Origin of the sequence: Sphaerochaeta associata (assembly GCF_022869165.1) — a bacterium.
Taxonomy (GTDB): domain Bacteria; phylum Spirochaetota; class Spirochaetia; order Sphaerochaetales; family Sphaerochaetaceae; genus Sphaerochaeta; species Sphaerochaeta associata.
The window spans coordinates 16149-41258 of record NZ_CP094929.1 but is presented as its reverse complement, the minus strand read 5'-3'; the positions used below and the strand labels follow the sequence as shown (position 1 = coordinate 41258).

Below are 25110 nucleotides of genomic sequence, written 5' to 3'. Positions count from 1 at the left end.
CATCAGTATTCCATACCACTGAGCAGTGTGGCAAGCGTCTCTATCGACACCCCTTTTCTCCTTGCATACAGGGCTTTCTGCTCTTCACTTACCTGCTTTAAGGCAAAGTAACGAAGATTTTCCCCTCCGATGAGCAGACCGCATACCGATGAAGGTGGATCCATGGCAAAGCTCTCGGTCAGGCGGACTTGAATGGTCTTTGTCGCAGCCAGCAGGGAGAATAGCGTTTGTTTCTCGCTGTGGTCGTTCCAGGACGGGTAGCCGGGAGCCGGTCTTATGAATGAGAGCTCATCAGATCCCCACAGCCGCTTCAATTGGATTTGGGCTTGCTCGGCCAATACTTCGGCCAGCCGGTCGGCAAGCAGCTTGAGGCTGAGCAGCTGCATGGTTTTTCCTTCGGCTTCCAATTGCTTCAGATAGGGCTCGAGGCTCAGCGATGAGGTGGAAACAAACAGTCCCACCGTATCATCGACTGCGATGAAATCCGCCAGACAGAGTCCGCTTTCCTCGTCACGAAGAAAGAAGAAGGAAGCATCACCCACCTGCACCTGCAAGCGGTCGCTGGAGGCAGGAAACAAGCCATAGACGATTTTGCATCCGGTTTCGAAGAGGCGGATGACCTCGCTCTCGGCAAGAAGATGCTTCGCCTCGGTAATGAGGTTCCTTCCCTCCTCGCTGTCAAACGGGACTTTCCATGCAGAACAGTACATGCGCCAATTGATGCCGGCCGCCAAATCACCAAGATGGAAATCGGTCTTGGTAAACACCCCATAGGTCCTGGCTTTGGATCCCGTCTGCTTCTGACTGCTCTTCTGTAGAGACTCTGCATAGGCCGATTGAACCTTGGCTCCATCCTTGGGCATGTGATGAGCTTGTCTCAGGTCCTGGTAGACAGCATTCAAACCTCGCTTGAAGGCTTCCTTATCCGGCCCCACCACCTGCTTGGCAGCCAAGGCCATTGCCGATGCATCCTTGGTCTGGATCACCGAGGCGGAGTAGAGGACCGCCAGCTTGACTGCGGTATGGATTTCACTGGTGGTGGCGCCCCCCACAAAAATGGGAATGGAAGAGCCCTTTTGCTCAAACAACGTAATGACAGCCTCCATCTCTTTCAGCGATGGAGTGATCAAACCGCTTAAGCCGACCAAGTCCGCCTTATTGGCGACCGCGGCTTCCCAGATAGTCAGGGGAGGTACCATGACTCCAAGGTCGATCACCTCAAAGCCGTTGCATCGAAGGATTAGGTTGACGATGTTCTTGCCGATGTCATGCACATCACCCTTGACTGTAGCCATCACCGCAACCGGCCTCTTTTGACTACCTGATTCATTGTTATTCTGCTTTAAATACTCTGCAATACGCGGTTGGAGGATATCAACAGCAAGCTTCATCGTCCGTGCACTTCGTACCACCTGAGGGAGGAACAGCTTACCCAGACCAAAAAGCCGGCCTACCTCCTTCATCCCATCCATCAGCGTTCCTTCCACCAAGGTCAGAGGATTCTCCGCTTCAAGTTCCTTCAGGTCCTGCTCCAGATACGTGTGGTCTCCTGCAAGGACGGCGTCGAACAGACGCTCGCCTGCACTTCGTTCTTTACGGTCGGCCATTTTGCTCTGCGGACTCTCATCCTCCTGCATCGCCAGTGCAAGAGCAATCAGATTGGCGCGGTTCTGCGCCAGGTCCTCATCCTCTGCAAGCAGGGCTTTCTCGATGATGGTACGCGTCTTTTCGTCCAAGCGCTCTGCATCCAGAAGAGAGGCAGGGTTGATGATTGCCATATCCAGGTCTGCAAGAGAGAGCAACACGGCATGCATCGCTGTCCTGACCTTCTCATTGCCCCTGAAGGAAAAACTGAGATTGGAGACCCCGCCGCTTGTATGGCACAAGGGATAGCGCCGCTTCAGCTCTCGCGTGGCAAGGATGAAATCACGGGCATAGGTGTCATGCTCTTCAATACCGGTGGCGATGGAAAGCACATTAGCATCAAAGATGATGTCCTGCTCCCTGATACCAGCAGAAAGGAGCAAGGCATGGCTGCGCTCGGCAATGGCCATCTTTCGCTCATAGGTGGCAGCCTGCCCCTCTTCGTCAAAAAGCATGACCACCATGGCATGCCCGTAACGGGCAATGTGCTTGGCATGGCTGACGAAGCTTTCCTCACCTTCCTTCAGACTGATGGAGTTTACTATTCCCCTGCCCTGCACTTCACCCAGGGCTTCTTCGATTACCGACCAATCGGAGGAGTCGATCATCAAGGCCGCCTTGCTCACCGAGGGATCGCCGGCGATATGACGTAAAAACGAGCGCATGCTCTCTTTTGCATCAAGCATGGAGGCATCCATGCAGATATCCAAAACCCGGGCGCCCTGGGCTACCTGCAGACGGGCAACGGCAAGAGCCTCCTCCCACTTCTCCTCTTTGATCAGACGGGCAAATTTGCGTGAACCGGCGACGTTGGTACGCTCCCCGATTACCAGCAGGGTGTTCTCTTTGACGGTGATTGCATCGAGACCGCTGAGCTGCAAGGCATGAGGAGCTTGAGGCTTACTTCTGGGTACTGCCTGCAGGGAGGCTTTCTTCAGAGCGGCAATATGGGCCGGGGTGGTGCCACAGCAACCTCCAAGAATATTGAGCCTTCCTTCCTCCAAGAGTGGTGAAAGCTGGGTTTCCATCTGCTGCGGGGTAAGGGTGTAATGCCCCTCCTTATCGGGAAAGCCTGCATTGGGATGGGCGGAGACGTAAAACGGGCAGATTGCATCAAGCTCCTGCAGGAGGGGAAGCATCTCCTGTGGTCCGGTCGAGCAGTTCAGCCCCAGGCTGAAGAGGGGAAACGCTCCAAGACTTGTTACAAATGCATCAAGGGTCTGACCGCTGAGGGTTCTCCGGCTTTGGTCGCTGAAGGTGACGCTGACCATAATGGGAATGGTCCTTCCCTCCTCACCCATGGCATCGATGCATGCGAGGATGGCACTCTTGGCCGCGAGCGTATCGAAGACGGTTTCGATCAGAATCAGATCGACGCCTCCTTGGACGAGCACACGCGCCTGCTGGAGGTACATGGCATGGAAATCGGAGAAATCACTCTGCCGATAGGCGGGGTCCTCCATCTTGGGAGAGAAAGAGAGGGAACGATTGGTTGGTCCGATGACGCCTGCAACAAATACGTAGCCTGCATTGACCGCCTCAAAATCGGCAGCGGCTTCGCGTGCAATTTCACAAGCTGCCTGGTTGATGGTCTGAACCTGGTCCTGCAGACCATACTCCGCCAGATTAAAGGCATTGGCACAAAAGGTATTGGTCTCGATGATATCGGCCCCTGCCTCAAGGTATTGCCGATGGATTGAGAATATCACCTCGCCACGGGTGAGGTTGAGCACCTCATTGCATCCAAAGGCGGCCAAGCCGTCGAGCGTGTAATCATCGATGCCCAATCCCTGACTTTGGATCATGGTCCCCATCGCCCCGTCAAGCAATACGATGCGCTGGGAAAGCAGGCTCTTCAGGTACTCCGTTCTATTCATTGCAGTATGCACCTCCAACGGCATCGATGTTCTCGAACCCTAACTCTTACATATATCTATAGTGCATCCCTTGGTAAGGGGACATCAAGGTTCAAGCAGGCATCGGGGTCTGGTCTCACGCTTCCCGCTCATGGGAAACCTCGAAGAGTCGCAGAGGACAGGCTTGGGTGCACAGTCCGCATACCACACAAAGGGAAACATCAAAGACCAGCTTTGCCTCGGCGTTCAACCGCAGTGCCCTGGGGGAGCAGACAGCGGTACAGGCACCGCAGTGGATGCACCCATCCTCCCGGAAGAGCAGCTCCTTGACCATTTCCGAGACAATGACACCCATCTCTGAGAGATACACCACACTGGCATCAAGATTCTGTTCGGTTCCGCAGAGCTCAACGATGAGCTTGCCTCCCCGACCGCTGGCTACATCGGCATTAAGGATGTTGATGTCGACATCGTAGGAGCGGGCGAGTTTGCTGACGATCGGCTGCTCCACCAGGGTGGGAGAGAAGCGAAGGGCGTAGCGACGTTTCATTGCTCACCTCCTTCACGGGGAACCAAGGGTTTGACAAAACTGTCTTTGGGAAGCATTTGTACAGGCTCGGTAAGAAAAAATCGCTTTTCACGAATCCATTGACCTAAGAGTTCGGCAATCTCCCTGGCTTTTGCAAGCGAGGAGAGCGGAGCGGTTTTCACCACCTTGCCGTCAGGCAGCGTTACGCTTCCGCTGGCAAGCTTGGCGTAGGAGGTGGTTCCCACCGCCGGGTGATGTTCCTGCCCGTAGTCGAGTATGGTGGTCTCAATCTGTTCATTGGAGATGCTCAGATGCTTGGCCATCCTCTCATCAAGAACCGGAATGGGAATCCCGATACCGACAAAGAGCGATACGCCGTATTTCTCATAGTAGGCTGAACGGATATAATCGGAGGACATTCGTTTTGCATCACCGATTACGGCCAAGGTGGCCCCGGGGAGCTTGGGGATCCCATATTCATTGCGCTCGCGCCTGGTATTGAACTGGGTCCCGTTCCATACCACATACCCTTCGCTGCCGCCGAGAAAAATTCGGGTGCCGATTCCTATGGTCCTCAAAAATGGATCATTGAGCAAGGGACTAAGCTCACCGCTGGTCGAATACGTGATATTGCTGAAGCGGGGAAGAAGGCTTCCCATATAGGTGTATCGTATGCGATTGGTGCTGTTTGTCGCCGCTGCATAGTTCTGGTAGGCATTACGGGGATTGAAAAGGTAGAACTCATTGACCGTCTCTTTGTTGATCCAGGTATCGACCTCCTTGGTAGGATAGCAATCGGTGCCCTTGCCCCTGGCATGCAGGCGCACATCCTTGCCGCGGATAAGGTCCTCGATTACGTTCGCCCCGCCATAGGCGGGATCGAATTTCGATTCACTGGTCGCCCCGATGTAGGTGTCGACAGCGGCAAGCCCTTCATAAGCGCTTACCCCGTTGAGGGAAATTTCCTCCATTCTGATTCCCGGCGACCAGTGGCCGAAGTTGATGATCGCCCCGGAGGAGCACATCGGTCCGAAGGTAGCTGTGGTTACCACATCCACTTCCTGGGCCAGCTCGGCGAGGCTTTTCTCCTTCGCCATAGCACTGAAGGCCTCGGCAGTGACCACCACCGCCTTTCCTGCCTTGATCTTCTCGTTGATCTGGGCAATCGTTTTTGCCATAGAAGCTCCTCTATTCGCTGAACTCGACCCCCTCAAGGGTCAAGACCGGGATCAAATGATAGGCAGGGACCTCATAGGGATGGGTGTCCAAAAGGGCTTGGACTGCCTGGGCGGCATGCTCTTCATCAACGACCAATTCTAAACGCCACTCCGGTACTTGTTCAAGCGTTCCAACCTGCCCGAGAAAAGGAGAACTGCCTGCAAGGGGCCGAAACTGTCCGGTTCCCAAGGTTTGGAAGCAACATCGATCGTACCCGCCCATGATACCGGCCCCTGCACTGAAGACCGCCTCTTTCACTTCCTCCAGATGCGACTGGGGAACATAGAAAACCATCACGTACATCGTTGCATGCCTCCCGTATTGCCCGTATGATACGCGTATGGTAAAGCTTCTGGTATTTCTGGGCAACCCGGGCAAGGTATATGCAAGAACAAGACATAATGTCGGCTGGATGGTTGCAGAGCATCGTCATCCCCAGGCAAGATGGAGTGAGAAGTTCCACGGCCTTGTGAGTTCGGACAATTCAACCAAGCTGCTCAAACCCTCCACCTACATGAATGAGAGCGGAAGGTCGGTTCGTGCCTGCATGGATTTCTACGGATACGCCATCGATGAGATTCTAGTCGTACACGACGATTTGGAACTGCCGTTCGGAACACTACGACTGCAGAAAGGCGGAGGACTGGGAGGTCACAACGGGCTGAAGTCCATCAGGGCCCATATTCAAAGCGATCAATTTTTCAGGTTGAGGATAGGTATCGGCAGACCGCAGCACGGCTCGGTTGCCTCCTTTGTGCTGGAACGGTTTACACCTGACGAGGAAATTTCCCTGCCGCTGGTCATCGATCTCGCAGAAAAAATGCTTACAGACGCATATTCTTCTCTACCAGTAACAAATACACTAGTCTAACAGTCCCCGTTTTTCAAGAAAGGGGTTACAACCAAGCGCTCTCATGGTATACTGGCATTACTGTTCAGGGATGGACCCACCCTCAGGGAGGCGTGATTTGATTACACGTGATTTTCGCATTTCAGTTCGTACCAGGACTGAAATGGATTTTTTTCCAGCGTTGTTCCCTTCGGATTCCGATCTTTCTTTGCTCTACAAGCAAGCCACGGAAATCGCACACATCTACAACAGCAAGGTAAAGGCAAAGGGGGGAAACGACTGGGTGTCAGCCGGCAAGCTCCATGCCACAGCGGTCCTCCACCAGCTCTATCAGAGTGTTCTCAGCCGATACCTCAGCGACAGCGAACCTGATTTCTTCACCCGCCTTACGGCCTTGATCAATAAGAACCATGCCGCCCAGGAGGTGCTGGCCTTCTACATGAAGGAGTTCCCGTCGCCGCTTTTGGTTCAGCAATCCCTTCCTTTGGATTTCTTCTATGAAGAGTCGCTTCGCGGCTACTTCCTTCATCAGGTAATGCAGGAGAATCCTGCCCTCATCATGGCTGCAAAGCCGTTCCTTTCACCCGAAGGACTCTCCTTCCCCCAGGCATCCCAGGCGGTTACCGCCCTGCTGGGTGGGTATACCAAAGCCTCCGCCGTCATGGGCAACAGTGACTCCGACATTTTTTCCTTCCTCACCCGTCCTGCAAAACTCTATCCGGATTCGTTGCTCGACCAGATCAGCTACATTCTTGAAGCCTGGGCGGACCTGATTCCCCAGAGCCTGAAGACGATGCTCCTCAGGGCAATCGACTTCGTGCAGGAGGAGGACAAGCCGCACTTCCCGCCGGTGGGCGCAGGCGGGAGTCCTGTGATGGTGGTTCCCGACTACAGCATATTCGACCATGAATACGAAGCCTTCACCGCCGACCGGAACTGGATGCCCAATGTCATCATGATCGCCAAATCGACTCTGGTCTGGCTGGACCAGCTTACCAAGGAGTACGGCTACCCGATCGACACGTTGGACAAGATTCCCGACCAGGAGCTGGAGAAACTCGCTTCTCGAGGATTCACCGCCCTGTGGCTCATCGGATTGTGGGAGCGCAGCTCGGCAAGCAAGAAGATCAAGAATCTGTGCGGCAATCCTGATGCCGAAGCATCGGCTTACTCGCTGAAGAACTATGAGATCGCCCAGTCCATCGGAGGCTGGCAGGCACTGGACAACCTGCGCCAGCGCTGCAGCCGCTACCACATCCGTCTGGCGAGCGACATGGTGCCCAACCACACCGGAATCGATGGGGATTGGGTCTTCAACCACAGTGAATATTTCATCCAGCAGCATTATCCTCCTTTCCCCTCCTATACGTATGATGGTCCCAATCTCTCTTCAGACCCGTCGGTGGAAATCAAGCTTGAGGATCACTACTATGACCGCAGCGATGCTGCCGTCACATTCAGACGCAAAGACCTTCGTTCAGGAGACACCACCTATATTTTCCATGGCAACGATGGTACATCGATGCCTTGGAATGACACTGCACAGCTCGATTTCCTCAATCCTGCCACCCGCGAGGCTGTCTATCAGCAGATAAAGCATGTTGCCAGCAACTTCCCGATCATCCGCTTCGATGCTGCAATGACCCTGGCAAAGAAGCACATCCAGCGACTTTGGTATCCGAAACCGGGACATGGAGGTGATATAGCAGGCCGCACCCAATACGGCATGGACGAACTCGAGTTCAACCAGAAAATCCCCCAGGAGTTCTGGCGTGAGGTTGTCGACCGCATCAATGAGGAGCTGCCTGACACATTGCTGCTTGCCGAGGCCTTCTGGATGATGGAAGGGTACTTCGTGCGTACCCTGGGAATGCATCGAGTCTACAACAGCGCTTTCATGAACATGCTCAAGAATCAGGAAAACCAGAAGTATCGGGAGACGATCAAGAACACCATCGCCTTCGAGCCTGAGATTCTCAAGCGTTTCGTCAATTTCATGAACAACCCTGATGAGGAAACGGCACTCGCCCAATTTGGAGACGGGGACAAATATTTCGGGGTCTGCACCCTGCTTTCCACCATGCCGGGACTGCCGATGTTCGGTCACGGCCAGATTGAAGGCTATAGGGAAAAGTACGGCATGGAGTACCGCCGAGCGTATTGGGACGAAAAGCCCAATCAATATCTGGTCGATGAGCACTATCGACGGATTTTCCCGCTTTTGAAAAGGCGGTATCTCTTCAGCGGCGTCGACTACTTCCAACTCTTCGACTTGTATCGGGAGGGGAATGTCCAGCAATCGGCATTCTGTTATGTCAACGGCAATGAGCGTGAGCGCGCCTTGGTTCTCTACAATAACCAATATGAGAGTGTGGAAGGCTGGATCAAGACCAGCTGCCCCAAGCTTCAGAAAATTGGAGAGGAGAAACGAAGCGAGACGGTAAGTCTCGGAGAGGCTCTCGGCTTGACGGTAGGAGGAAGAAGGTACCTGATTTACGACTCGTTCAATGAGGGCCTCACGTATATGAGACCGTCACTGAGGGTGTATGATGAGGGGATGGCAGTCCATCTCAGAGGTTTTGAGACCAAGGTGCTTCTGAATATCCGTGAAGTTGAGGATGTCGACGGGACATACTCCGAACTGTATGAGCAGATCGGAGAGAGCGGGATAGCCAACCTCGAACAAGAAATCCTTGCGCTCCGCCTCAAGCCTGTTTACAAAGCAATGGAGAGTTTCCACTCGGAGAACTTCTTCAAGCAAATCAGGCTTATTCTCAATGGAGAGGCTACCAGCAAGAGCGAGCGAAAGCTCATTCTCACCTTGGCCGAGGCCTATGCGCATTTGGCGGCTGCCGTCGAGAACCTGCATCCCGCCGCCCAAAAATCACTGCCTTCCCTCCCCAATGATGTGAGTCCTGCACAGATGCTTTCACAAGTCCAGCGATACAGCACTCTCTTCAAGCGTGAGGAAAATCGCGCATTCCTGTACGGTTCGCGCATCCTTGATGAGATGGAAGCAGTGGTCGCAGCATCATTCTTCCTCAAACCGTTTCTCGGTGACGAGGCGACCATCAGCGAGGCTATGAGGGCGAGCGACAGCCTGCTTCTTTCCCGGTTCTTCTCCAAAGAGCTCTGCGATGCAGGATTTACCGAGGAATCAGCGAGAAAAGCCTGCCATAGTGCCGCCATCCTGGCAAGTGCGGCCTTCATGGTGGATGACGGCATGGAAGATCCCAAGCAGATATTGGCTCTGTTGCTTTCCGATTCCAGCCTTGCCAAATATGCACAGGTCAATGAGTACCAGGGAGTAACGTGGTACACAAAGGAGGCAATGCAGGAGATCATCTATCTATCAGCGCTTTCTCTTGCAGTAATCAAGGGAATGGGGAATGTAAGCTCCTATATCAGGATTCTTATGGAAGCTGAGATGCAGTCTGGATATAAGCTTGATCAGCTGTTGGGTTGAAAAGCGACGTTTGATTGACTTGCTGCATCTGATAAGATACTCTTGGAAACTATGAAGACCTGGATAAGCTATCTGGCTGCAACCGCCCTCGGTTTGGCTGCAACCCTTTTATTTGGAGAGTCGGGTATATTTCAACAAGTGATGTACACCATCACCGCCCTTTTGGTGCAGCTCGGTGGGTTCGTCTTGATTCCACTGGTCTTTTTCGGCTTCTCAAGCGGAATAGCATCCCTCAGGAAAGATCGTAAGGGAGGGGTGTTCGCACGTACCACCATTCTATGGAGCATAGGTTCCACCCTGCTGTTGGTTATGAGCTGTGCCATTGTCTTCAGGTTCTTCCCGTCCAATTTCCCTGCCAGCACCAGTGCAGGCAGCGATGCATCATCGCTTTCCATTATTGCACCCCAATCGATTTCCACCCTCTTCGAATCGATGCTTCCGATCAATCCGTTCTACACCTTGGCCAATGCAGAGAGCTTCTTGCTCCCTGTTCTGGTAATAGCCTTGGTCTTCGGTTACTTTCTCAAGCCGAATGTAGAGGTAATCAGACCGGCATACGTCACCATGAACTCGCTCAGCGAGACCATGTTCCGCCTTGCCAGGGCGTACAGCACCACCGGGCACTTCTTTATTTTCTTTGCATCCTCCTACTGGTTCAGCCACCTGCAGATGGAAGGCACCCTCTTTGTCGCCGGACGTTTCTTGCTCATGCTGATCATTTCAACCCTTTCGGGCATCCTGGTTGTTCTGCCACTTCTCTTTGGTCTGGTCACCCGTTTCCGTGTTAATCCTTATATGATCATCTACCGCATGCTCGCACCGGCGGCGGCGGCTCTTTTCACCGGCAGCATCTTTTTCTCCAGCCCTATGACCATATCGCTTTCCCGACACAACCTTGGTTGTCAAAAACGTGTCAGTGCGACAGCCGTTCCCCTCTACACCCTCATCGGCAGGGGAGGTTCGGCCATGATTGCGACTTTGAGCATACTCAGCCTGCTCTATGCCGCCACATCCTCCATGCCCTCGGACAAGGTGATTATCTTTGTCGCCCTTTCCAGTGCCCTTTTCGCGTATGCAAGCCCGCTCTACCTCGGCTATGAGGTATTCTTCATCTCCATCATCGCCCTGCAATTTCTGAAAATCGACTTATATGGTGCCGAGATGACGCTTGTCGCCCTGATGCCGATACTCAACGGATTGGGAATCCTTGTAGACTCCTTCATTGCAGCCTTCGGCTCAGCCTACACCTGCCAACAAATGGGTGTTCTCACTGAGAGCGCCTACCGTGACATCCTGTAACAGACTATGGGAAAAAATCTGCGTTTTGTCCTATTGGGCATTCAGGGCCTTCTTACCCTCATTCTTACTGTCAGCATAGTTCATGGCAGCATCAGTGCGGTACAGCAGCAAATATGGGACACGGCGCGGTCATTTCTGATTCCTTCTTTCATTCACCTTTGGGTGGCGTTTACAGCTGCCTTGCTGCTCTGTTTTTTCTATCGTGCAAACATTGGAGCGGAAGCGAGGGTGCTCCCTCTCTTGTTTTTAATGATAAGCCTGGGCAATGTAAAAATTCTCCCGCTTTATCACTCCATCACCCACATTTTCATCCTCAACCCGTCTGCAATTTCAGTACTGTATCACTTCTCCCTGCTCTTCTCATCATTCCTGTTTCTGGCCTCAGGGCTCTTCCAACAGACCATCAATCCTGCAAAACTCAGCCAGTACTCCTTTGTTGCAGCTGCCAGCGCCCTGTTTTTATCAATGATCGTACCGGTATCGGTCAACTCCCCCTCATTTCTTTTTGAGGCGAGTGTAACCAACTCCCTGTTTCTCGGCGTGTGCATACTGATCAACGTGCTTGCCGTCGCCACCTTCATCATCGCCATGTTCGAGGAGCAGTTCAGCAGGCAGACGTTTGTCCGCTGTCTCTCATTCATCCTGATGATCGTAGGCAATGCGATGGTGACAATCAGCCAAAAAACGTTGTTCAATGTATTGGGACTGGTCTTCTATGTAGCGGGAACCACCATTCTCATCCTGGTGACCAGAACCTATCACATCTGGACCTGATCACACAAAGAGTGCCTTCATTCCCTCTTTCTCCACCAATGTCTTCATTTCTTCCTCCGTAGGCCGAACAATGGGCTTCTCTGCAGCCTTCAGTAAAAGAGGAAGCAGATCGATATCACCGGTACTGTTGAGAAAGAGTTGCTCGTTTGACAAGACATAGTGCACTGCTTTTTCAATCGAGGATTCATCGCTGAGAGCGTCATACCAGGTCGCGAACGTTTTTTCATTGGGATTGTATGCCCCGCGTGCAAGCGATTTGATGGTCTGTACGGCAACATTGCGTTTCGAACAGACTTCCAGAAGCTGTGCCATATCGGCGTTGTAGACAGGATTCTGGAGCATGGTGTAATTGTAAGGTAAAAGCACCGCATCGAAATCATAGACTTTAAGACTTTTCAGATGGGCCTTCGGTGCGTCAACACCATGACCGGTTACCCCGATGAAGCGTACCAGACCCTGTTTTTTAGCCTCCATGGCTGCCTCCAGGGCCCCGCCTTCGGCCATGGCTGCTTCCCACTCTTGGGCGTCGACAAGGAAATGCAGCTGCCAGAGGTCAAGATGGTCCGTCTTGAGGCGATCGAGTGTCTGCTTGAGTTCTTCCAAAGCCTCCGCCTTGGTCCGCATACCGGTTTTCGATGCAAGAAAGAAAGCTGAGCGCCGCTGCTTCATCCAAGGTCCGATGCGAAGTTCCGACTCTCCATAGCTTCGGGCGGTGTCGATATGGTTGATCCCGTGGTCCAAAAGAAGACCAAGCGTCCTGTCTGCTTCCTGTTGGGTTACCTCCCCCAGTGCCGCAGCACCAAAGATGACCCTGCTGGAACGATGAGCGGTTCTTCCAAACTCCTTGTAATCCATAGAAACCCTCCTTGAAACGACAAACAGGGCCCGTAGGCCCTGTTAATCATAGTACGAAAATACAGTTATCGCATGGTAATGATACTCGGATCATACTCGGCGGGAGCTTCAAAGTCGAGAAGATTCATGCACGTTGCAGCTATGCTGCTGATCCCCAGCCCTGTCTTGAGCTCGCTCTCATACTCTCCTTGGTAGTTGCTGTCACAGATGATGCACGGCACTGGATTGAGCGAATGGCTGGTCTTGGACTTCGGATCGCCATTCTCCTTGTACTGCACGCTTCCATCCTTTCCATGCTCGAACATATCATCTGCATTGCCGTGGTCGGCTGTGATTACCATGACGCCGCCGGCCTCCATGACCGCCTTGTGGATTCTCCCTATCTGCAGGTCAAGCCCTTCCATCGAGCACACAACAGCCTGGAAGTTGCCTGTATGACCGACCATGTCCCCGTTGGGGAAATTAAGCTTGATGAAGTCCCACTTGCCGCTCTCCACTTCCTTGATGACACGGTCCGCGATCTCGGCACACTTCATCCAGGGCCTCTCCTCGAAAGGAACGATATCGCTGGGAATCTCTACATACTCTTCGAGCTTGTCATCGAACTTTCCGCTCTTGTTGCCATTGAAGAAGTAGGTTACATGGCCGAATTTCTGCGTTTCACTGATCGAGAACTGCCGCACCTTGGAGGCACAAAGATACTCGGCGATTGTCTTGTCGATGGCCGGAGGTGTGACCAGGAATTGGCTGGGAACATGCAAATCCCCGTCGTACTCCATCATCCCGGCATATTCTACCTTCGGATGACGTTTTCGGTCGAATTCGGCAAGCTCTTGTGCTTCAAAAGCCTTGGTTATCTCAAGGGCACGGTCGCCTCGGAAGTTGAAGAGTATGACACTGTCGCCATCCTCGATGGTTCCCACCGGTTTTCCATCCTTGGCGATGACGAACGGGGGAAGGTCCTGGTCGATGGCCTTGCTCTCCTTGCGCAGCGTCTCGATGGCCTGATGGGCGCCTTCAAACATCCGGCCTTCACCCAGAACATGAGTCTCCCAACCCTTGCGTACCATATTCCAGTTTGCATTGTATCGATCCATGGTAATGACCATGCGGCCGCCACCGCTGGCAATCCTTGCATCGAAGGAAGCATCGTTCAACGAAGCAAGAAAAGCCTCGAAGGGGTCGAAGTATTCAAGTGCACTGACCTCGCCGACATCGCGGCCGTCGAGCAGGGCATGGATGCGAACCTTTGCAACCCCATCCTTCTTGGCCTGCACGATCATAGCCTTGAGGTTGTCGATGTGCGAGTGAACGTTTCCGTCGCTGAGCAAACCGATGAAGTGCAGCGTTGATGCCTTGGTTTTTACATTGGCAACCAGTTTATTCCAGGTGGTTCCCTCAAACATGGCACCGGTCTCGATTGAGTTGTTGACCAACTTCGCACCCTGGGAGAAAACCCGTCCGCAGCCCATGGCATTATGCCCTACTTCACTGTTGCCCATATCGTCATCGCTGGGAAGCCCGACGGCAAGTCCGTGGGCCTTCAGCTTCGTCCAGGGATTGGCCTTGTACAGCTTGTTCAAATGTCCGGTGAGAGCGGCTGCAACGGCATCGCCCTCCTTGTATTTTCCAAATCCTACTCCATCCATGATCACCAGGACGACAGGACCCTTGCGGGAAATCTTCCCCATTTTTTTTAATGCATCAACCATTGGTATGTTCTCCTTCAGCATATCTGCTTACAAACATTCGGTGGCTCTCTCAAGGTATGGGAGAGCGGCACTGTCCACCAGGTCCTTCAATTCTTCAAAGACCCATCGATGGTAGGCGTCCACCATGGCAATCTCCTCCACTGTAAGTAGATTCTTATCTATCAATGTGCGTTCAAACGGACAGATGGTCAAGACTTCAAAGCTCAAGAACTGCCCGAATTCAGTTTTCACATCCTCTTTGATCGCGAGGATGTTCTCAATACGGATTCCATGCCGGCCTTCCTTGTAGATGCCGGGCTCATCACTGACGATCATACCCTTCTTAAGCGGTACGGCAAGCGGCTTCACACTGATCGACTGCGGACCCTCATGGACGCCGAGGCGGAACCCCAGTCCATGACCGGTACCATGGAAGTAGCTCAAGCCCTGCTGCCAGAGGAACTGCCTTGCAAGCACGTCCAGCTGATACCCGCAGGTTCCCTCGGGGAAGCGCATGTTCGCAAGGGCAAGATTGCCTTTGAGCACCAAGGTGTAGTCACGCTTCTGCTCCTCGGTGGGGGTACCGAAAAGAATGGTCCTGGTCACATCGGTAAGGCCGAAGGTATACATTCCGCCGGTATCGAGGACAAGCAGTCCGTCCCCCTGCACCGTCGCATTGCTCTTCTCGTCGGCACTATAGTGACACATCGCCCCGTGGGCGGCCCACCCGCTGATGGGGGAGAATGATTCTCCGATGCAGTGGGCATTACGCTGCCGCTGTTGTTTGAGCATGGTGCTCAGTTCAATTTCGGTATAGGTGCCTTTCTTGGTATCCAGGGAAGCCAGGAAATTAACCAAGGCAACCCCATCGAGCAGATGGGCCTTTCTCATTCCCTCCAACTCCGTCTCATTCTTGCTCGCCTTCAGGTCGGTGGTGAATTCGCGCCCTGTCACATGCTTGTTTCCTTGAAAAGCGGCAAAAAGAAGAAGGTTTGTTTTATCGGGATTGTAATAGATGACATCGTCGGCCTTCAGCATGGCTGAGAGGGTGGGAGAGATCGCCTCATAGTCAAGAATCTCAAAATCGGAGGAAATCAGGTCCTTGGTCTCTGCATCAAAGCGGCCCGGATCGGTAAACAACCAAGCCTGCTGTCTGCCTACCACCAAGTAGGAGAGAAACACCGGGTTGTAGGTGACATCCGATCCTCTGAGATTGGTGATCCAGGCGATATCGTCAAGGGAGGAGATGACGGTATAGTCACACCCCTTCTGAGCCATGGCAAGGCGTACCATGGTAAGTTTCTGCACCGAACTGAACCCTGCAATATCGTTGGGAAGATGAACAACTTCCCGAGAGGGAACAGGAGGCCTGTCGAGCCAGATTGCATCCAGAAGGTCTGAGAAGGGAACGAGGACCACCCTGCCTTCAAAAGATGCCTCCAACGAGGCCTTGGCTGAGACAGTGAGGGTTGCGCTGTCGATGCCGACCCTGCCCCCCTCTGGAAGCTGCTGCACAAGGTAGGAATAGGGGTCGGGATAGGAAGGGGTATCGACCTTCATCATGATAAATTCACTACCCTCGATCTGCTGCTGGGCCTGGATGAAATAGCGTGAGTCGACCCACAAAAGAGCAGCTTCCTTGGTGATTACCACCGTCCCGGCGCTTCCGGTAAACCCGCTTATCCACTCCCGGCTTCTATAGCGTGTACAAACATATTCACTTTGATGAGGATCGGTTCCATTGATGATCCATGCATCAAGATCATGTTGAGCTAGAAGGGCGCGCAGTGCCGCTACCCGTTCATGTATGTGAGACATGCAAGGCTCCTTTTTGTTTTCGTAGGACAAGGATGAAGATGATTCCACTGAATATCATGGCAAGGCAGAAAAGCTGCCCCATGGAGAAATTGAAGAAGGATTGAAACAAGGCAATATTGTCCGACTGTTTTCCGAATGCAAGAATGTAGCCGAGATTCTCATCGGGGGAGCGCAAGTACTCGATGAAGAACCGCACCGTCCCGTATCCGATCATATACCAAGCCAGACCCATACCGGTTTTAAGGTTTTTCCGCTTTCGGATGACAAACCACAAGAAGCAGAAGAGCAGCACCCCTTCAAACAGGGCCTCGTACAGTTGACTGGGATGGCGGGGCAGGTTGACCAGCTCCCCGCTCTGATAGGCGATGCCTAGCGAATCGGCAAGGGTTCTCACCCATTCATAGTTGGTTGAAAAGCGGGGGGCATCGGGAAAAACCATCGCCCAAGGAGTCGTCGAGACACGCCCGAAGAGCTCGCCGTTGATGAAGTTTCCCAACCGTCCGAAGGTATAGCCCAAGGGAGCGGCATAACTTACCGTATCGGCAAGAGAGAGAAAATTGAAACGGTATTTTCGGCTGAAAAGCCAGGCTCCGAGAATTGCGCCCACCAAACCACCATGGTAACTCATCCCCGGCAATCCAACGAATCGGCCGTCTCTGAACGGCCAGAAAATCATCCAAGGATGTGTCCAGTAATAGGTTGTCCCGTCATAGAACAGAACAGAAAAGAGTCTTGCCCCGACTACCAGGCCGACAACACAGTAGAGCACCAGGTTCAGGGTTTGGTCGGCATCGAGGGCTATATCCCCTTTGCGTGCCTGGACGCGAATCATCAGGTAGGCAAAACTGAATGCCACTACGTACATCAGGCCATACCACCGTAGGGGTAGACCGGGGATAATCTCCGGTGAAATCCAGCTGGGGAAGGAGATGAATTGTGTCATGGGGCAAGTGTAATGTGCTGTGCGGGTGTGGTCAATACTACAAAACCTAGCCGTTTTCTCTCTAATACTGTATATTCTCTCTATGAGAAGAACCATAATACGCAGGCTTAGCCTTAGTTTCATAGTATTGCTGATTTTCCTGCCCCTGTTCGCAGGTGGTTCAATGGAGCAGATTCTTGCTGCTCCGCTTTCCACACGGACAAGCATGGAAGCAGACCAGATCACTATCGATATGGCCTCGCTGGAACGGCTGTATCGATATGTCGATTCAATTTACATCGATGAGGTCGACAAGCAGAAGATGTTCAACGACCTGGCTTCCGCCCTCGTCGCATCCCTGGACGACCCCTACTCCTTCTATGTACCGCCCTCCAAGGCACAGGAGTACCAGGAAGAGACCAGCGGGGTATATGGAGGCATCGGGACGTATTTGAACAAACCCGCCCCGGACAATATCGACCCCTCCGTTCCCTCCTCCTATATGATCACCATCGTATCACCGTTCCCCGGATCCCCGGCGCAGAGAGCGGGCTTGATGGCAGGTGATTTGATCAGCCACATAGACGGGGAGAAGGTAGACGAACTGACCAGTTACGAAGCGAGCATGAAGCTAAGAGGAGAAGCGAACACGTTCGTAACAATAACGGTCTACCGAAATGGAACCTCCTTCGATTTGACGCTCAAAAGGGAACGCATTACCGCCCCCACTGTAGACAGCGGCATCATTGAAGATACCATCGGGTATATTATTCTCTCTGAATTCACGCCTCAAACCGGCAACCAACTGCTCGAACATGTACAAAAGTTAATGAAGCAGGGTATCGTCGGCTTGATCATCGATGAGAGAAACAATTCCGGAGGGGCTGTGGACGGAGCCATGCAGTCGGCGAACATCTTCCTTGAAGAAGGCAAGACGCTGGTAACCATCCAAGGTAAGAAAGGCACGATGCGCGACCAGCGCTACATATCAACGGGAAAAGCGGAGGTTCCTGCCAATCTTCCTATAGTAATCCTTACCAATACAGGCTCGGCTTCCTCGGCGGAGATCTTCGCCGCTGCAATGAAGGACAACGGCAGGGCGACGCTCATCGGGACAAAAACGTTCGGAAAGGGCATTGTGCAGGATGTCTTCCGATTCGGCTCGGGTTTCGCCCAGGTCACAACCGCCCATTATTACACACCCAATGGGGAGAATATCCACAAATTGGGAATTGAACCGGATATTTTGGTAGAGGATGTCCAGCTCTCGGATGAGGAGATTCCCGCCTTTGAACAGCTGATGACCGACAAGGTGATCAGCACCTTTGTACAGGAAAATCCAGAACCGAGTGAGGCCAACATCCGCCGCTTCGCCTCCCTTTACACCGAACGAGGGATTGACGAGGAGGTACTGACGCTTCTGGTTCGCAACGAGTATCTTTCCAAGATGCCCTATGACAAGCGACCCATTGCTGATGCAACCTTCGACAAGCAGCTCAATCGGGCGGTTGAATTCATCAGGACAGGGAAATGAGGCAGTTGGTACTGCCTCGCTCCTACCAAGGTGGTCCGCATCTGGAGCTGGAAGGAAAGGAGAGCCAGTACTTGACCAAGGTGTTGCGCTTGAAACGAGGACAGCAGATCCTCGGGCGCGACACTGAAGGTCGCAAGTATCTGCTCACGCTTATCGAGATTACAAGCCACAGTTGTATACTTTCCTGCCAACAAGTGGAGCAGAACATGCAGGTCCAGACCACTGATGCCCTGCCATCCTACCAAGGGCCCTATCCCAACCTGGTGCTTCTGCAATGTCTTTGCAAAGGAAGGAAAGAGGAACAAATTTTCCGTCAAGCCACTGAGATCGGGGCTGCAACACTCGCCCTGGTCTCCAGCAGGTACTGTGTTACCGATCTTTCGGATAAAAAAGAGAAGGCGGTACACGCACGCTTTGAACGGCTTGAGATCCAGATCAAGGAAGCCCTGCAGCAAAGCGGGTCCCCTGTCCCCACGCAGCTTGTATCGCAGGTACTTGATCTACAGGATGTCCCCTCATGGTGGGCTGATCGGGGATTAGCCATTTTCTTTCACCAAAGCACCCGCTCCGAAAGCCAAAAGACTCTCACATCCCTGCTTGAGGCTCATCCTATTGAGAAGCCTGTCTGTGTCCTCATTGGTCCTGAAGGAGGTTTCAGTGATGAGGAGTGCACATTCCTGGAGCAATCGGGATTCTATCCGGTCGTTCTTAAGACCAACATCCTCAGAAGTGAGACAGCGGGTGTCTACGCCCTTTCTGCCATACAAGTTCTCCTCACAGAAACCTACAACAATAAACCGGTACACCTCTCACAATGAGAGTAGAATTATACCTAACCTGCTCCCAAAATCTTCATGGAAATAATCGAAATCCATTGATGCGTCTCTGTTCTGCAAGTCGAGATTTCCTATACTCATTTGTTAGGAGTTTCTATGTCTTTGTTCATCGTCTCCTCCGACTGGCGATTCAAGGGAAAGTTCAAGTCGCATTTCACACCAGCCTTTCTTCGTGAGTTTTCCATGGCAGAAAAAGCCCTGGCAGCCCTGCCTACCGAACAACCGGCACTCATAATCATCGACAACCGATTGGCAAAGGGTTCCTACCAGTGGTTCCTGCAGGCCCTATCCGACAGACAAACAACCATTCCCATCCTTCTCTGTCTTGAAAAAGACCAAATGGAACCGGTACTGTCCAAGGCAAACTTGAAGGTATACTGTGTGAGACGAGAAGAGTTGAACTATTCGAAGCTGTTTGAATATCTGGACAAGCTTCAACAGCAAGATGCAGTGAAGGAGAGCCACGCATATCACCCAAGCGGCTTGATCGGACAGAGCAAATGCATGCATTCGGTGAGGGAACAGTTGAAGCGGTATGCTCATCAGGACTGTTCGGTACATCTCTACGGAGAAACCGGAACAGGCAAGGAGATTGCTGCGAACTATCTGCACCGCCTTAAATATCCCCATAGAAACATAGTCTCGATAAATTGCTCGTTGCTCAGCAGCGCCTTGGGCAACTCGATGTTTTTCGGCCACACAAAAGGGGCCTTCACCGACGGCAAGACAGAGCTTCCCGGCCTTATACACGAAGCACATCAGTCCACCCTCTTTCTCGATGAAGTTGAAAACCTTTCCTTGCAATTCCAGGCTCATCTGCTGCGACTGCTGGAGACAGGGCAGTACCGTAGATACGGGGACACACAGGTGCACACCTCAAAGTTCAGACTCATCACCGCATCCAATGAAAAGCTCTCCGCCTTGATTCACCGGAATGTCATGCGTAGTGATTTCCTGTATCGCATCACCGATACCCACATCCATATGCCGGCCCTTAGGGAACACAAGGAGGACATTCCCCAGCTATGCTCCCACTACCTCGGTTTGAATGCTCCCCACAAAAAAGTTTCATCCTCCAGCATCAGGCTCTTGCAGTCCTATCACTGGCCCGGCAATGTCAGACAGCTGTTCTCCACCCTCAGGCGGAGTGTCATCGCATGTGGAGAACAGCAGGAACTCCAAATCATGGAGGAAGATCTGGAGTTAGGTTGAACAGCTGCTCGGGCAGGAGGAACAGCATCCGCTGCACATCCGAAGCATCTCTTTCCCCGCCTTAATCCTTCGTCTTCGACGGATGCTCTTCACAAGCATGGAGAACAAAAAGAGTGCCGAACCGATTCCAATTACATAGTTGATCATACGTATCCTCCTAAACCAGTGAACCGATCAGGTTGATCAACAGAGCCACTACATAGGCTGTCGCCATCTGAATTCCCACTGCGGAAGCGGTACGCTTCCAACTTTTCAACTCCCGTTTCATGGCCCCGACTGCCGCAAAACAGGGCATGCAAAGAAGATTGAAAGCCATGTACGCAAGGGCGGCCTGCTTGGTGGGAATATCAGTGCGGAGTGTACTCAGGGCATGTTCGTCGGATCCTTCCATCAATACCGCTTCGGTATAGATGTCAAACGCTTCATCACCTGAGTAGAGGCCATCAGTAAAGCCAAGGTCACTCAAGGCATCACCATCCATCGACGAGAAGTACCGCTCAAGATACTCATCATTGACATCCTCGCTGTACAACTGTGCCAAGGTGACAACAACCATCTCCTTGGCGACCCAGCCTGTTGCAATTCCTACGGTAGGACGCCAAGCGCCGAATCCGGTCGGTCTGAACACGGGAGCCACCGTCTTTCCTACTGAAGCCAAGAACGAGTCGTCCATCCCCGAGAGTACGGTTCCACGTTCAATCTGATTTCGTCCGGTGAAGGAGTGTAGATTGAAATTGGAGAGCAGCCAGATGAGAATGGTTGCAGCAAGAATGACGGTTCCTGCCTTCTGTACGAATCCCTTTACTTTCTCAAACCCATGAATCCATACCGAACGGAGGGTGGGAAGACGATACTGGGGAAGTTCCATCAAAAAGTTGGAAACCTGGCCCCTGTAGGCAATACGATTGATAATGAGTGAAACAAGAATCGAAACGGTAAGACTGAGTGCATACAAGAAGAAAATCACCAAGGTCTTGTTTCCCTCGGAAAAAAAGACCGAGACGAACATGATGAAAATCGGCAGTTTGGCTCCGCATGGCATAAAGCCGCACAAGAGTGTGGTAATCCTTCGGTCCTTCTCACTATCCAAGGTTCGGGTGGCCATGATTGCAGGGACGGAGCATCCAAAACCCATCAAGAGGGGGATGAAAGAGCGCCCGGAGAGCCCGAATCGTCTGAATATTCTGTCCATGACGAAAGCAACCCGTGCCATATAGCCGCTGTCTTCCAGAAAGCTCATCAACAGGTAGAGGACAAGGATGAGGGGAAGGAAGCCGAAAATGGCTCCAATGCCCTCCAACACTCCATCCACTACCAGGCTGTATGCCCAGTCGGCAGCCCCTGCGTTCTCAAGGAACGTGGAAACAACACCTGTCAAACCACCCCAGAGGGTCTCGACCAGGGTTGCGAGGGCGATACCGGGACTAGGAAGCCCCGGGACGAAGAGGAAATTTTCACTGAAGGTCATGGAAAACAACACATACATGACCAAGGCGAATACAGGAAGGGCGAACAGCCGATGGGTCAACACCTTGTCCAGTTTGTCACTCAAGCTCTCAATGTGCACAACCTGGGTTCTTTTTGAATGAACACAGGTTTCCACCAAGGACTGAATGTAGCTATAGCGACGATCGGCGAGGGTATCCTCATCGACCTTGCCTGCAAGGCTGTAGAGTTCAAGCTGCTTGGGCCTGCGGTTCTGCTCGATGGTCCGATTCACAGCCTCCATCAATTGGTCGAGGCCCTTATTGTTTCTCGCTTCAATAGGAACTACGGCAACCCCAAGCTCTGCTTCAAGTCGGGCAACATCGATTACATCACCCTTTGCTGCTACTTCGTCCATCATGTTCACAGCAAGTACGGTAGGGGTGCCGGTCTCCAAGATCTGCAGGGCGAGATAGAGATTCCTCTCAAGCGAAGTGCCGTCCAACACATCGATGATGCAGGACGGTTTCTCTTCCACGATGTACGTACGGGTGATGATCTCCTCTGCACTGTAGGGACTGAGGGAGTAGGTGCCGGGCAGATCGAGGATGGTCAGATTCTTGTCCTTTCGGTACTGCCCCTCCTTTTTATCGACGGTTACTCCCGGCCAGTTGCCTACATGTTGTTTTGCTCCGGTCAGGGCATTGAATACGGTGGTTTTGCCGCTATTGGGATTGCCGGCAAGTGCGATGGTAATGGACATTAGGAACTCCTTCTATATGTTAGCTATAACTAACTTTAAGTAGAAAAAAACCTTATAATCTTTCAACTTCAATCAACGCGGCATCGCTTTTTCTCAAGCTCAACTGATATCCGCGCAACGTGAGTTCCAAGGGGTCTCCCAAAGGAGCGACCTTTACAAGCTTCACCTCGACTGAAGGGGTTATTCCCATATCCAAAATGCGTTGACGCAACATTCCCTGGGTCCCGATCTTCAGAACCCGTGCTTTCTCTCCAGGACGCAACTCTCCTAGTGTCATCTCTATCCTCTCTTCGTTCCTTCGAACGGTATTATGCTACATTGATACGGTGAGCCAAGCCGCGATTGAGGGCAAGGCGAACACCTTTGATGGAGAGAATGAGGCCCTGATTACTGTTTCCGATGATTTGCACGGTTTGTCCAGCAACAAACCCAAGGTCAAGCAGATGCTGTTTCAACATATCATCACCCTGCAAGGAAAGCACCTTGCGAGTTTCTCCGACCTGGGCAAAGGAAAGGGGCATACTGAATCCTCCATAGTTAGCTAAAACTAACTTTCAAATATGTTATACCGTTCCTTTGTTTGGTCTGTCAACACTTTTTTCTATAATTCTGTTTCTATTCGATTACGGCCAAGCTGTTTGGCTCGATACAAGGCTTTGTCCGCACGTTTGAGAATTTGCTCCTCGCTCTCATCTGCGGGAAAAAATGAAGAAATCCCAACCGAAATGGTCAAGGTGATGGAGATCCCTTCATAGGTGATGTACGTTGCCTGTGCGGTCTCAAGGAGTGTCTTTTTCACTCGTTCAAGCTCATCGGTGGCAACAGAGGGACAAATAATTAGAAATTCATCGCCACCCCATCGAAAGAGTGACTTTTCCGTACAGATGACCTGGGAAATTGCCTTGGAAAGCTGTACGAGACAGCGGTCTCCGATATCGTGTCCATAGGTGTCATTTATCTGTTTGAAGAAATCTACATCAAACAGGGCTATCAGCGTTGCGGTATTTGCCCGTTTGAATTGGAGAAAGCGATCTTTGAGCACCATCAGGCCGAAGCGCCGGTTCCCGATACCGGTCAGGGGATCCTGATAGACCTGCTCCTCGAGAATATGCTCGCTTTTTTTATTTCTGCGATGCTCAAGATAGACCAGAAGCAGGGAGTGCAGAACGAAGAGAACAAGGATGGAAATAATGAATACAGGGGCGATCTGCCTGACGATTCTCGTACTTTGTCCGGTCGTTTCATCAATATACTCCGTAAGGTCATCCAAATGGATTCCCATGGCGACTATCCAGTCAAAGTCCTTGTAGAGCTTGGCATAGGTGAGCTTCTCGGAAATGATGTCACTGCCCATCTTTTTGAAATAATAGGTGAAGAACAGCTCTCCATTCTGCTTCACCCCTTCCAACTCGGTCTTGTAGGGAGTGCTGCCCCTCACATCGGTCATGCTCGTTGAAAGGAGTGTCCCTACAGTATCTCGAAGGTTGGGATGAATGCGCCTGATGGCATAAGCATCCCCTCCCTCGTAGTTGACCACCTCATTCACCCAGATGTAGGAGTCTTCCGAATACTTGGAGTCATATATTTCCTTGGCGATATACTCTTGAACCTGTGCATCAATGAACGACTGGGGAATACCTAGGTAAAGGTTGTAAAGACCATAGGACTTGATTGTATATACTTGGTACTCCTTGCTCAGGCGGTCGACCGTCTCAATCGCCGGAAGGCCTTCCTCAATCTGTGAATGATTGTCAAGCAACACATTCCCTGTACTCTTCTCCCACAATATCGCCGTCCAAAGAGTATTGCTCTCACTGGTGAAATAGGAAACAATCCGGTCGATGTGTTCGCTTCCGCTGCTATATATGTGGTCGACCATGCAGATTGTCCTGTCCAACTCTGAAAAGTAAAACTGCTGAGTCAGCTCGCGCTGGGTGTCGATGCGTTTGATCTGGTTGTTCACAGCATCGTAGAGAAACCGACGCTTCAGCTGCTCGATGCTTTGAGCAGTATTGTTGGTGTAAACCTGTTCGACACGAATGATGGTGAGCAGTGACATGACAACAAGCAGAAGAGTCGATAATAAAATGAGGGTCGTGCTGGCAACCCAGGTTCTTTGTTTCACGATTCCCTCCTCTCTTGGTTGTTTCAGAGTATCATAGGAGTAAAGAATGAACAATGTAGGAATAATGCTTACAGACAGAATGTCCATCCACAAGTTCATCCTATAACAAACATGTTTCATCGTTCGGGAAAATGACTTGTAAGTACTGTCGAGAGGTGATTTTCCCGATATTTCAGAATCGAGTATAGGTTGTGGATAACCTGTTGACAACCGGTTTGTCATATGTACATCGGACATCAAAATGGAGTAAGTAAAACCACATGAAACCTATATAAAAATTAGAGTGAAGTTGT

The 25110-nt window shown here is 51.9% G+C and carries 20 protein-coding genes; 7 read left to right on the top strand and 13 right to left on the bottom strand.

Annotated elements, in window-relative coordinates; genetic code table 11:
• Positions 1-2: 2 nt before the first annotated feature.
• The 4 genes from metH to MUG09_RS00160 form a co-directional block, all read right to left on the bottom strand.
• Positions 3-3521 carry a methionine synthase gene (metH, locus tag MUG09_RS00175; RefSeq protein WP_244772561.1) on the bottom strand — a complete coding sequence of 1173 codons (3519 nt, stop codon included), beginning with the start codon at positions 3519-3521 and terminating at the stop codon, positions 3-5.
• Between the two features lie 115 nt (positions 3522-3636).
• Positions 3637-4050 (bottom strand): NIL domain-containing protein, encoded by a 414-nt coding sequence (locus MUG09_RS00170; RefSeq protein ID WP_244772560.1) that lies wholly within the window; start codon positions 4048-4050, stop codon positions 3637-3639.
• On the bottom strand, positions 4047-5207 hold the full coding sequence (locus tag MUG09_RS00165; RefSeq protein WP_244772559.1) for a homocysteine biosynthesis protein: 1161 nt from the start codon (positions 5205-5207) through the stop codon (positions 4047-4049). The genes MUG09_RS00170 and MUG09_RS00165 overlap by 4 nt, the downstream gene beginning before the upstream one ends.
• Positions 5208-5217: 10 nt before the next feature.
• Positions 5218-5550, bottom strand: coding sequence for a YqfO family protein (locus MUG09_RS00160; RefSeq protein ID WP_244772558.1), 333 nt, complete (start codon positions 5548-5550; stop codon positions 5218-5220).
• 37 nt (positions 5551-5587) lie between these two features.
• On the opposite strand from MUG09_RS00160, the gene pth reads away from it, so the two are divergent.
• The 4 genes from pth (at position 5588) to MUG09_RS00140 (ending at position 11636) form a co-directional block, all read left to right on the top strand.
• Positions 5588-6118, top strand: coding sequence for an aminoacyl-tRNA hydrolase (gene pth / locus MUG09_RS00155; protein WP_244772557.1), 531 nt, complete (start codon positions 5588-5590; stop codon positions 6116-6118).
• A 97-nt stretch (positions 6119-6215) separates the two neighbouring features.
• Positions 6216-9563, top strand: a complete 3348-nt coding sequence (locus MUG09_RS00150; protein WP_244772556.1) for an alpha-amylase family glycosyl hydrolase — start codon at positions 6216-6218, stop codon at positions 9561-9563.
• Between the two features lie 51 nt (positions 9564-9614).
• On the top strand, positions 9615-10862 hold the full coding sequence (locus tag MUG09_RS00145) for a cation:dicarboxylate symporter family transporter (RefSeq protein WP_244772555.1): 1248 nt from the start codon (positions 9615-9617) through the stop codon (positions 10860-10862).
• Between the two features lie 6 nt (positions 10863-10868).
• A complete protein-coding gene (locus MUG09_RS00140) occupies positions 10869-11636 on the top strand; it encodes a hypothetical protein (protein WP_244772554.1) in 768 nt (255 codons plus the stop codon).
• Here MUG09_RS00140 and MUG09_RS00135 read toward each other — a convergent pair whose 3' ends face one another.
• From MUG09_RS00135 to lgt, 4 genes are all read right to left on the bottom strand, one after another.
• Complete coding sequence (locus MUG09_RS00135; RefSeq protein WP_244772553.1) at positions 11637-12491, bottom strand: aldo/keto reductase; 855 nt, start codon at positions 12489-12491, stop codon at positions 11637-11639.
• 65 nt (positions 12492-12556) lie between these two features.
• The gene (gene gpmI, locus MUG09_RS00130) at positions 12557-14203 is read right to left on the bottom strand and encodes a 2,3-bisphosphoglycerate-independent phosphoglycerate mutase (RefSeq protein ID WP_244772552.1); all 1647 of its coding nucleotides are present in this window, start codon (positions 14201-14203) and stop codon (positions 12557-12559) included.
• Between the two features lie 27 nt (positions 14204-14230).
• A complete protein-coding gene (locus tag MUG09_RS00125) occupies positions 14231-16000 on the bottom strand; it encodes an aminopeptidase P family protein (protein WP_244772551.1) in 1770 nt (589 codons plus the stop codon).
• Positions 15984-16943 (bottom strand): prolipoprotein diacylglyceryl transferase, encoded by a 960-nt coding sequence (lgt, locus tag MUG09_RS00120; protein ID WP_244772550.1) that lies wholly within the window; start codon positions 16941-16943, stop codon positions 15984-15986. The genes MUG09_RS00125 and lgt overlap by 17 nt, the downstream gene beginning before the upstream one ends.
• 82 nt (positions 16944-17025) lie before the next feature.
• Between lgt and MUG09_RS00115 the strand changes: the two genes are divergently transcribed.
• The 3 genes from MUG09_RS00115 (at position 17026) to MUG09_RS00105 (ending at position 20504) form a co-directional block, all read left to right on the top strand.
• Positions 17026-18456 (top strand): S41 family peptidase, encoded by a 1431-nt coding sequence (locus MUG09_RS00115; protein WP_244772549.1) that lies wholly within the window; start codon positions 17026-17028, stop codon positions 18454-18456.
• The gene (locus tag MUG09_RS00110; RefSeq protein ID WP_244772548.1) at positions 18453-19274 is read left to right on the top strand and encodes an RsmE family RNA methyltransferase; all 822 of its coding nucleotides are present in this window, start codon (positions 18453-18455) and stop codon (positions 19272-19274) included. The genes MUG09_RS00115 and MUG09_RS00110 overlap by 4 nt, the downstream gene beginning before the upstream one ends.
• 114 nt (positions 19275-19388) lie before the next feature.
• Positions 19389-20504 carry a sigma-54-dependent transcriptional regulator gene (locus MUG09_RS00105; protein ID WP_244772547.1) on the top strand — a complete coding sequence of 372 codons (1116 nt, stop codon included), beginning with the start codon at positions 19389-19391 and terminating at the stop codon, positions 20502-20504.
• On the opposite strand, the gene MUG09_RS00100 is transcribed toward MUG09_RS00105, so the two are convergent.
• The 5 genes from MUG09_RS00100 to MUG09_RS00080 form a co-directional block, all read right to left on the bottom strand.
• Positions 20496-20651 (bottom strand): hypothetical protein, encoded by a 156-nt coding sequence (locus MUG09_RS00100; RefSeq protein WP_244772546.1) that lies wholly within the window; start codon positions 20649-20651, stop codon positions 20496-20498. The two genes, MUG09_RS00105 and MUG09_RS00100, sit on opposite strands and share 9 nt — an antisense overlap.
• Positions 20652-20661: 10 nt before the next feature.
• Positions 20662-22692, bottom strand: coding sequence for a ferrous iron transport protein B (gene feoB, locus MUG09_RS00095; protein WP_244772545.1), 2031 nt, complete (start codon positions 22690-22692; stop codon positions 20662-20664).
• 52 nt (positions 22693-22744) lie between these two features.
• Positions 22745-22969: a FeoA family protein gene (locus MUG09_RS00090; protein WP_244772544.1), complete on the bottom strand. Its 225-nt coding sequence runs from the start codon at positions 22967-22969 to the stop codon at positions 22745-22747.
• Between the two features lie 31 nt (positions 22970-23000).
• The gene (locus tag MUG09_RS00085) at positions 23001-23213 is read right to left on the bottom strand and encodes a FeoA family protein (protein ID WP_244772543.1); all 213 of its coding nucleotides are present in this window, start codon (positions 23211-23213) and stop codon (positions 23001-23003) included.
• 80 nt (positions 23214-23293) lie between these two features.
• Positions 23294-24817, bottom strand: coding sequence for a sensor domain-containing diguanylate cyclase (locus tag MUG09_RS00080; protein ID WP_244772542.1), 1524 nt, complete (start codon positions 24815-24817; stop codon positions 23294-23296).
• Between the last annotated feature and the right edge of the window lie 293 nt (positions 24818-25110).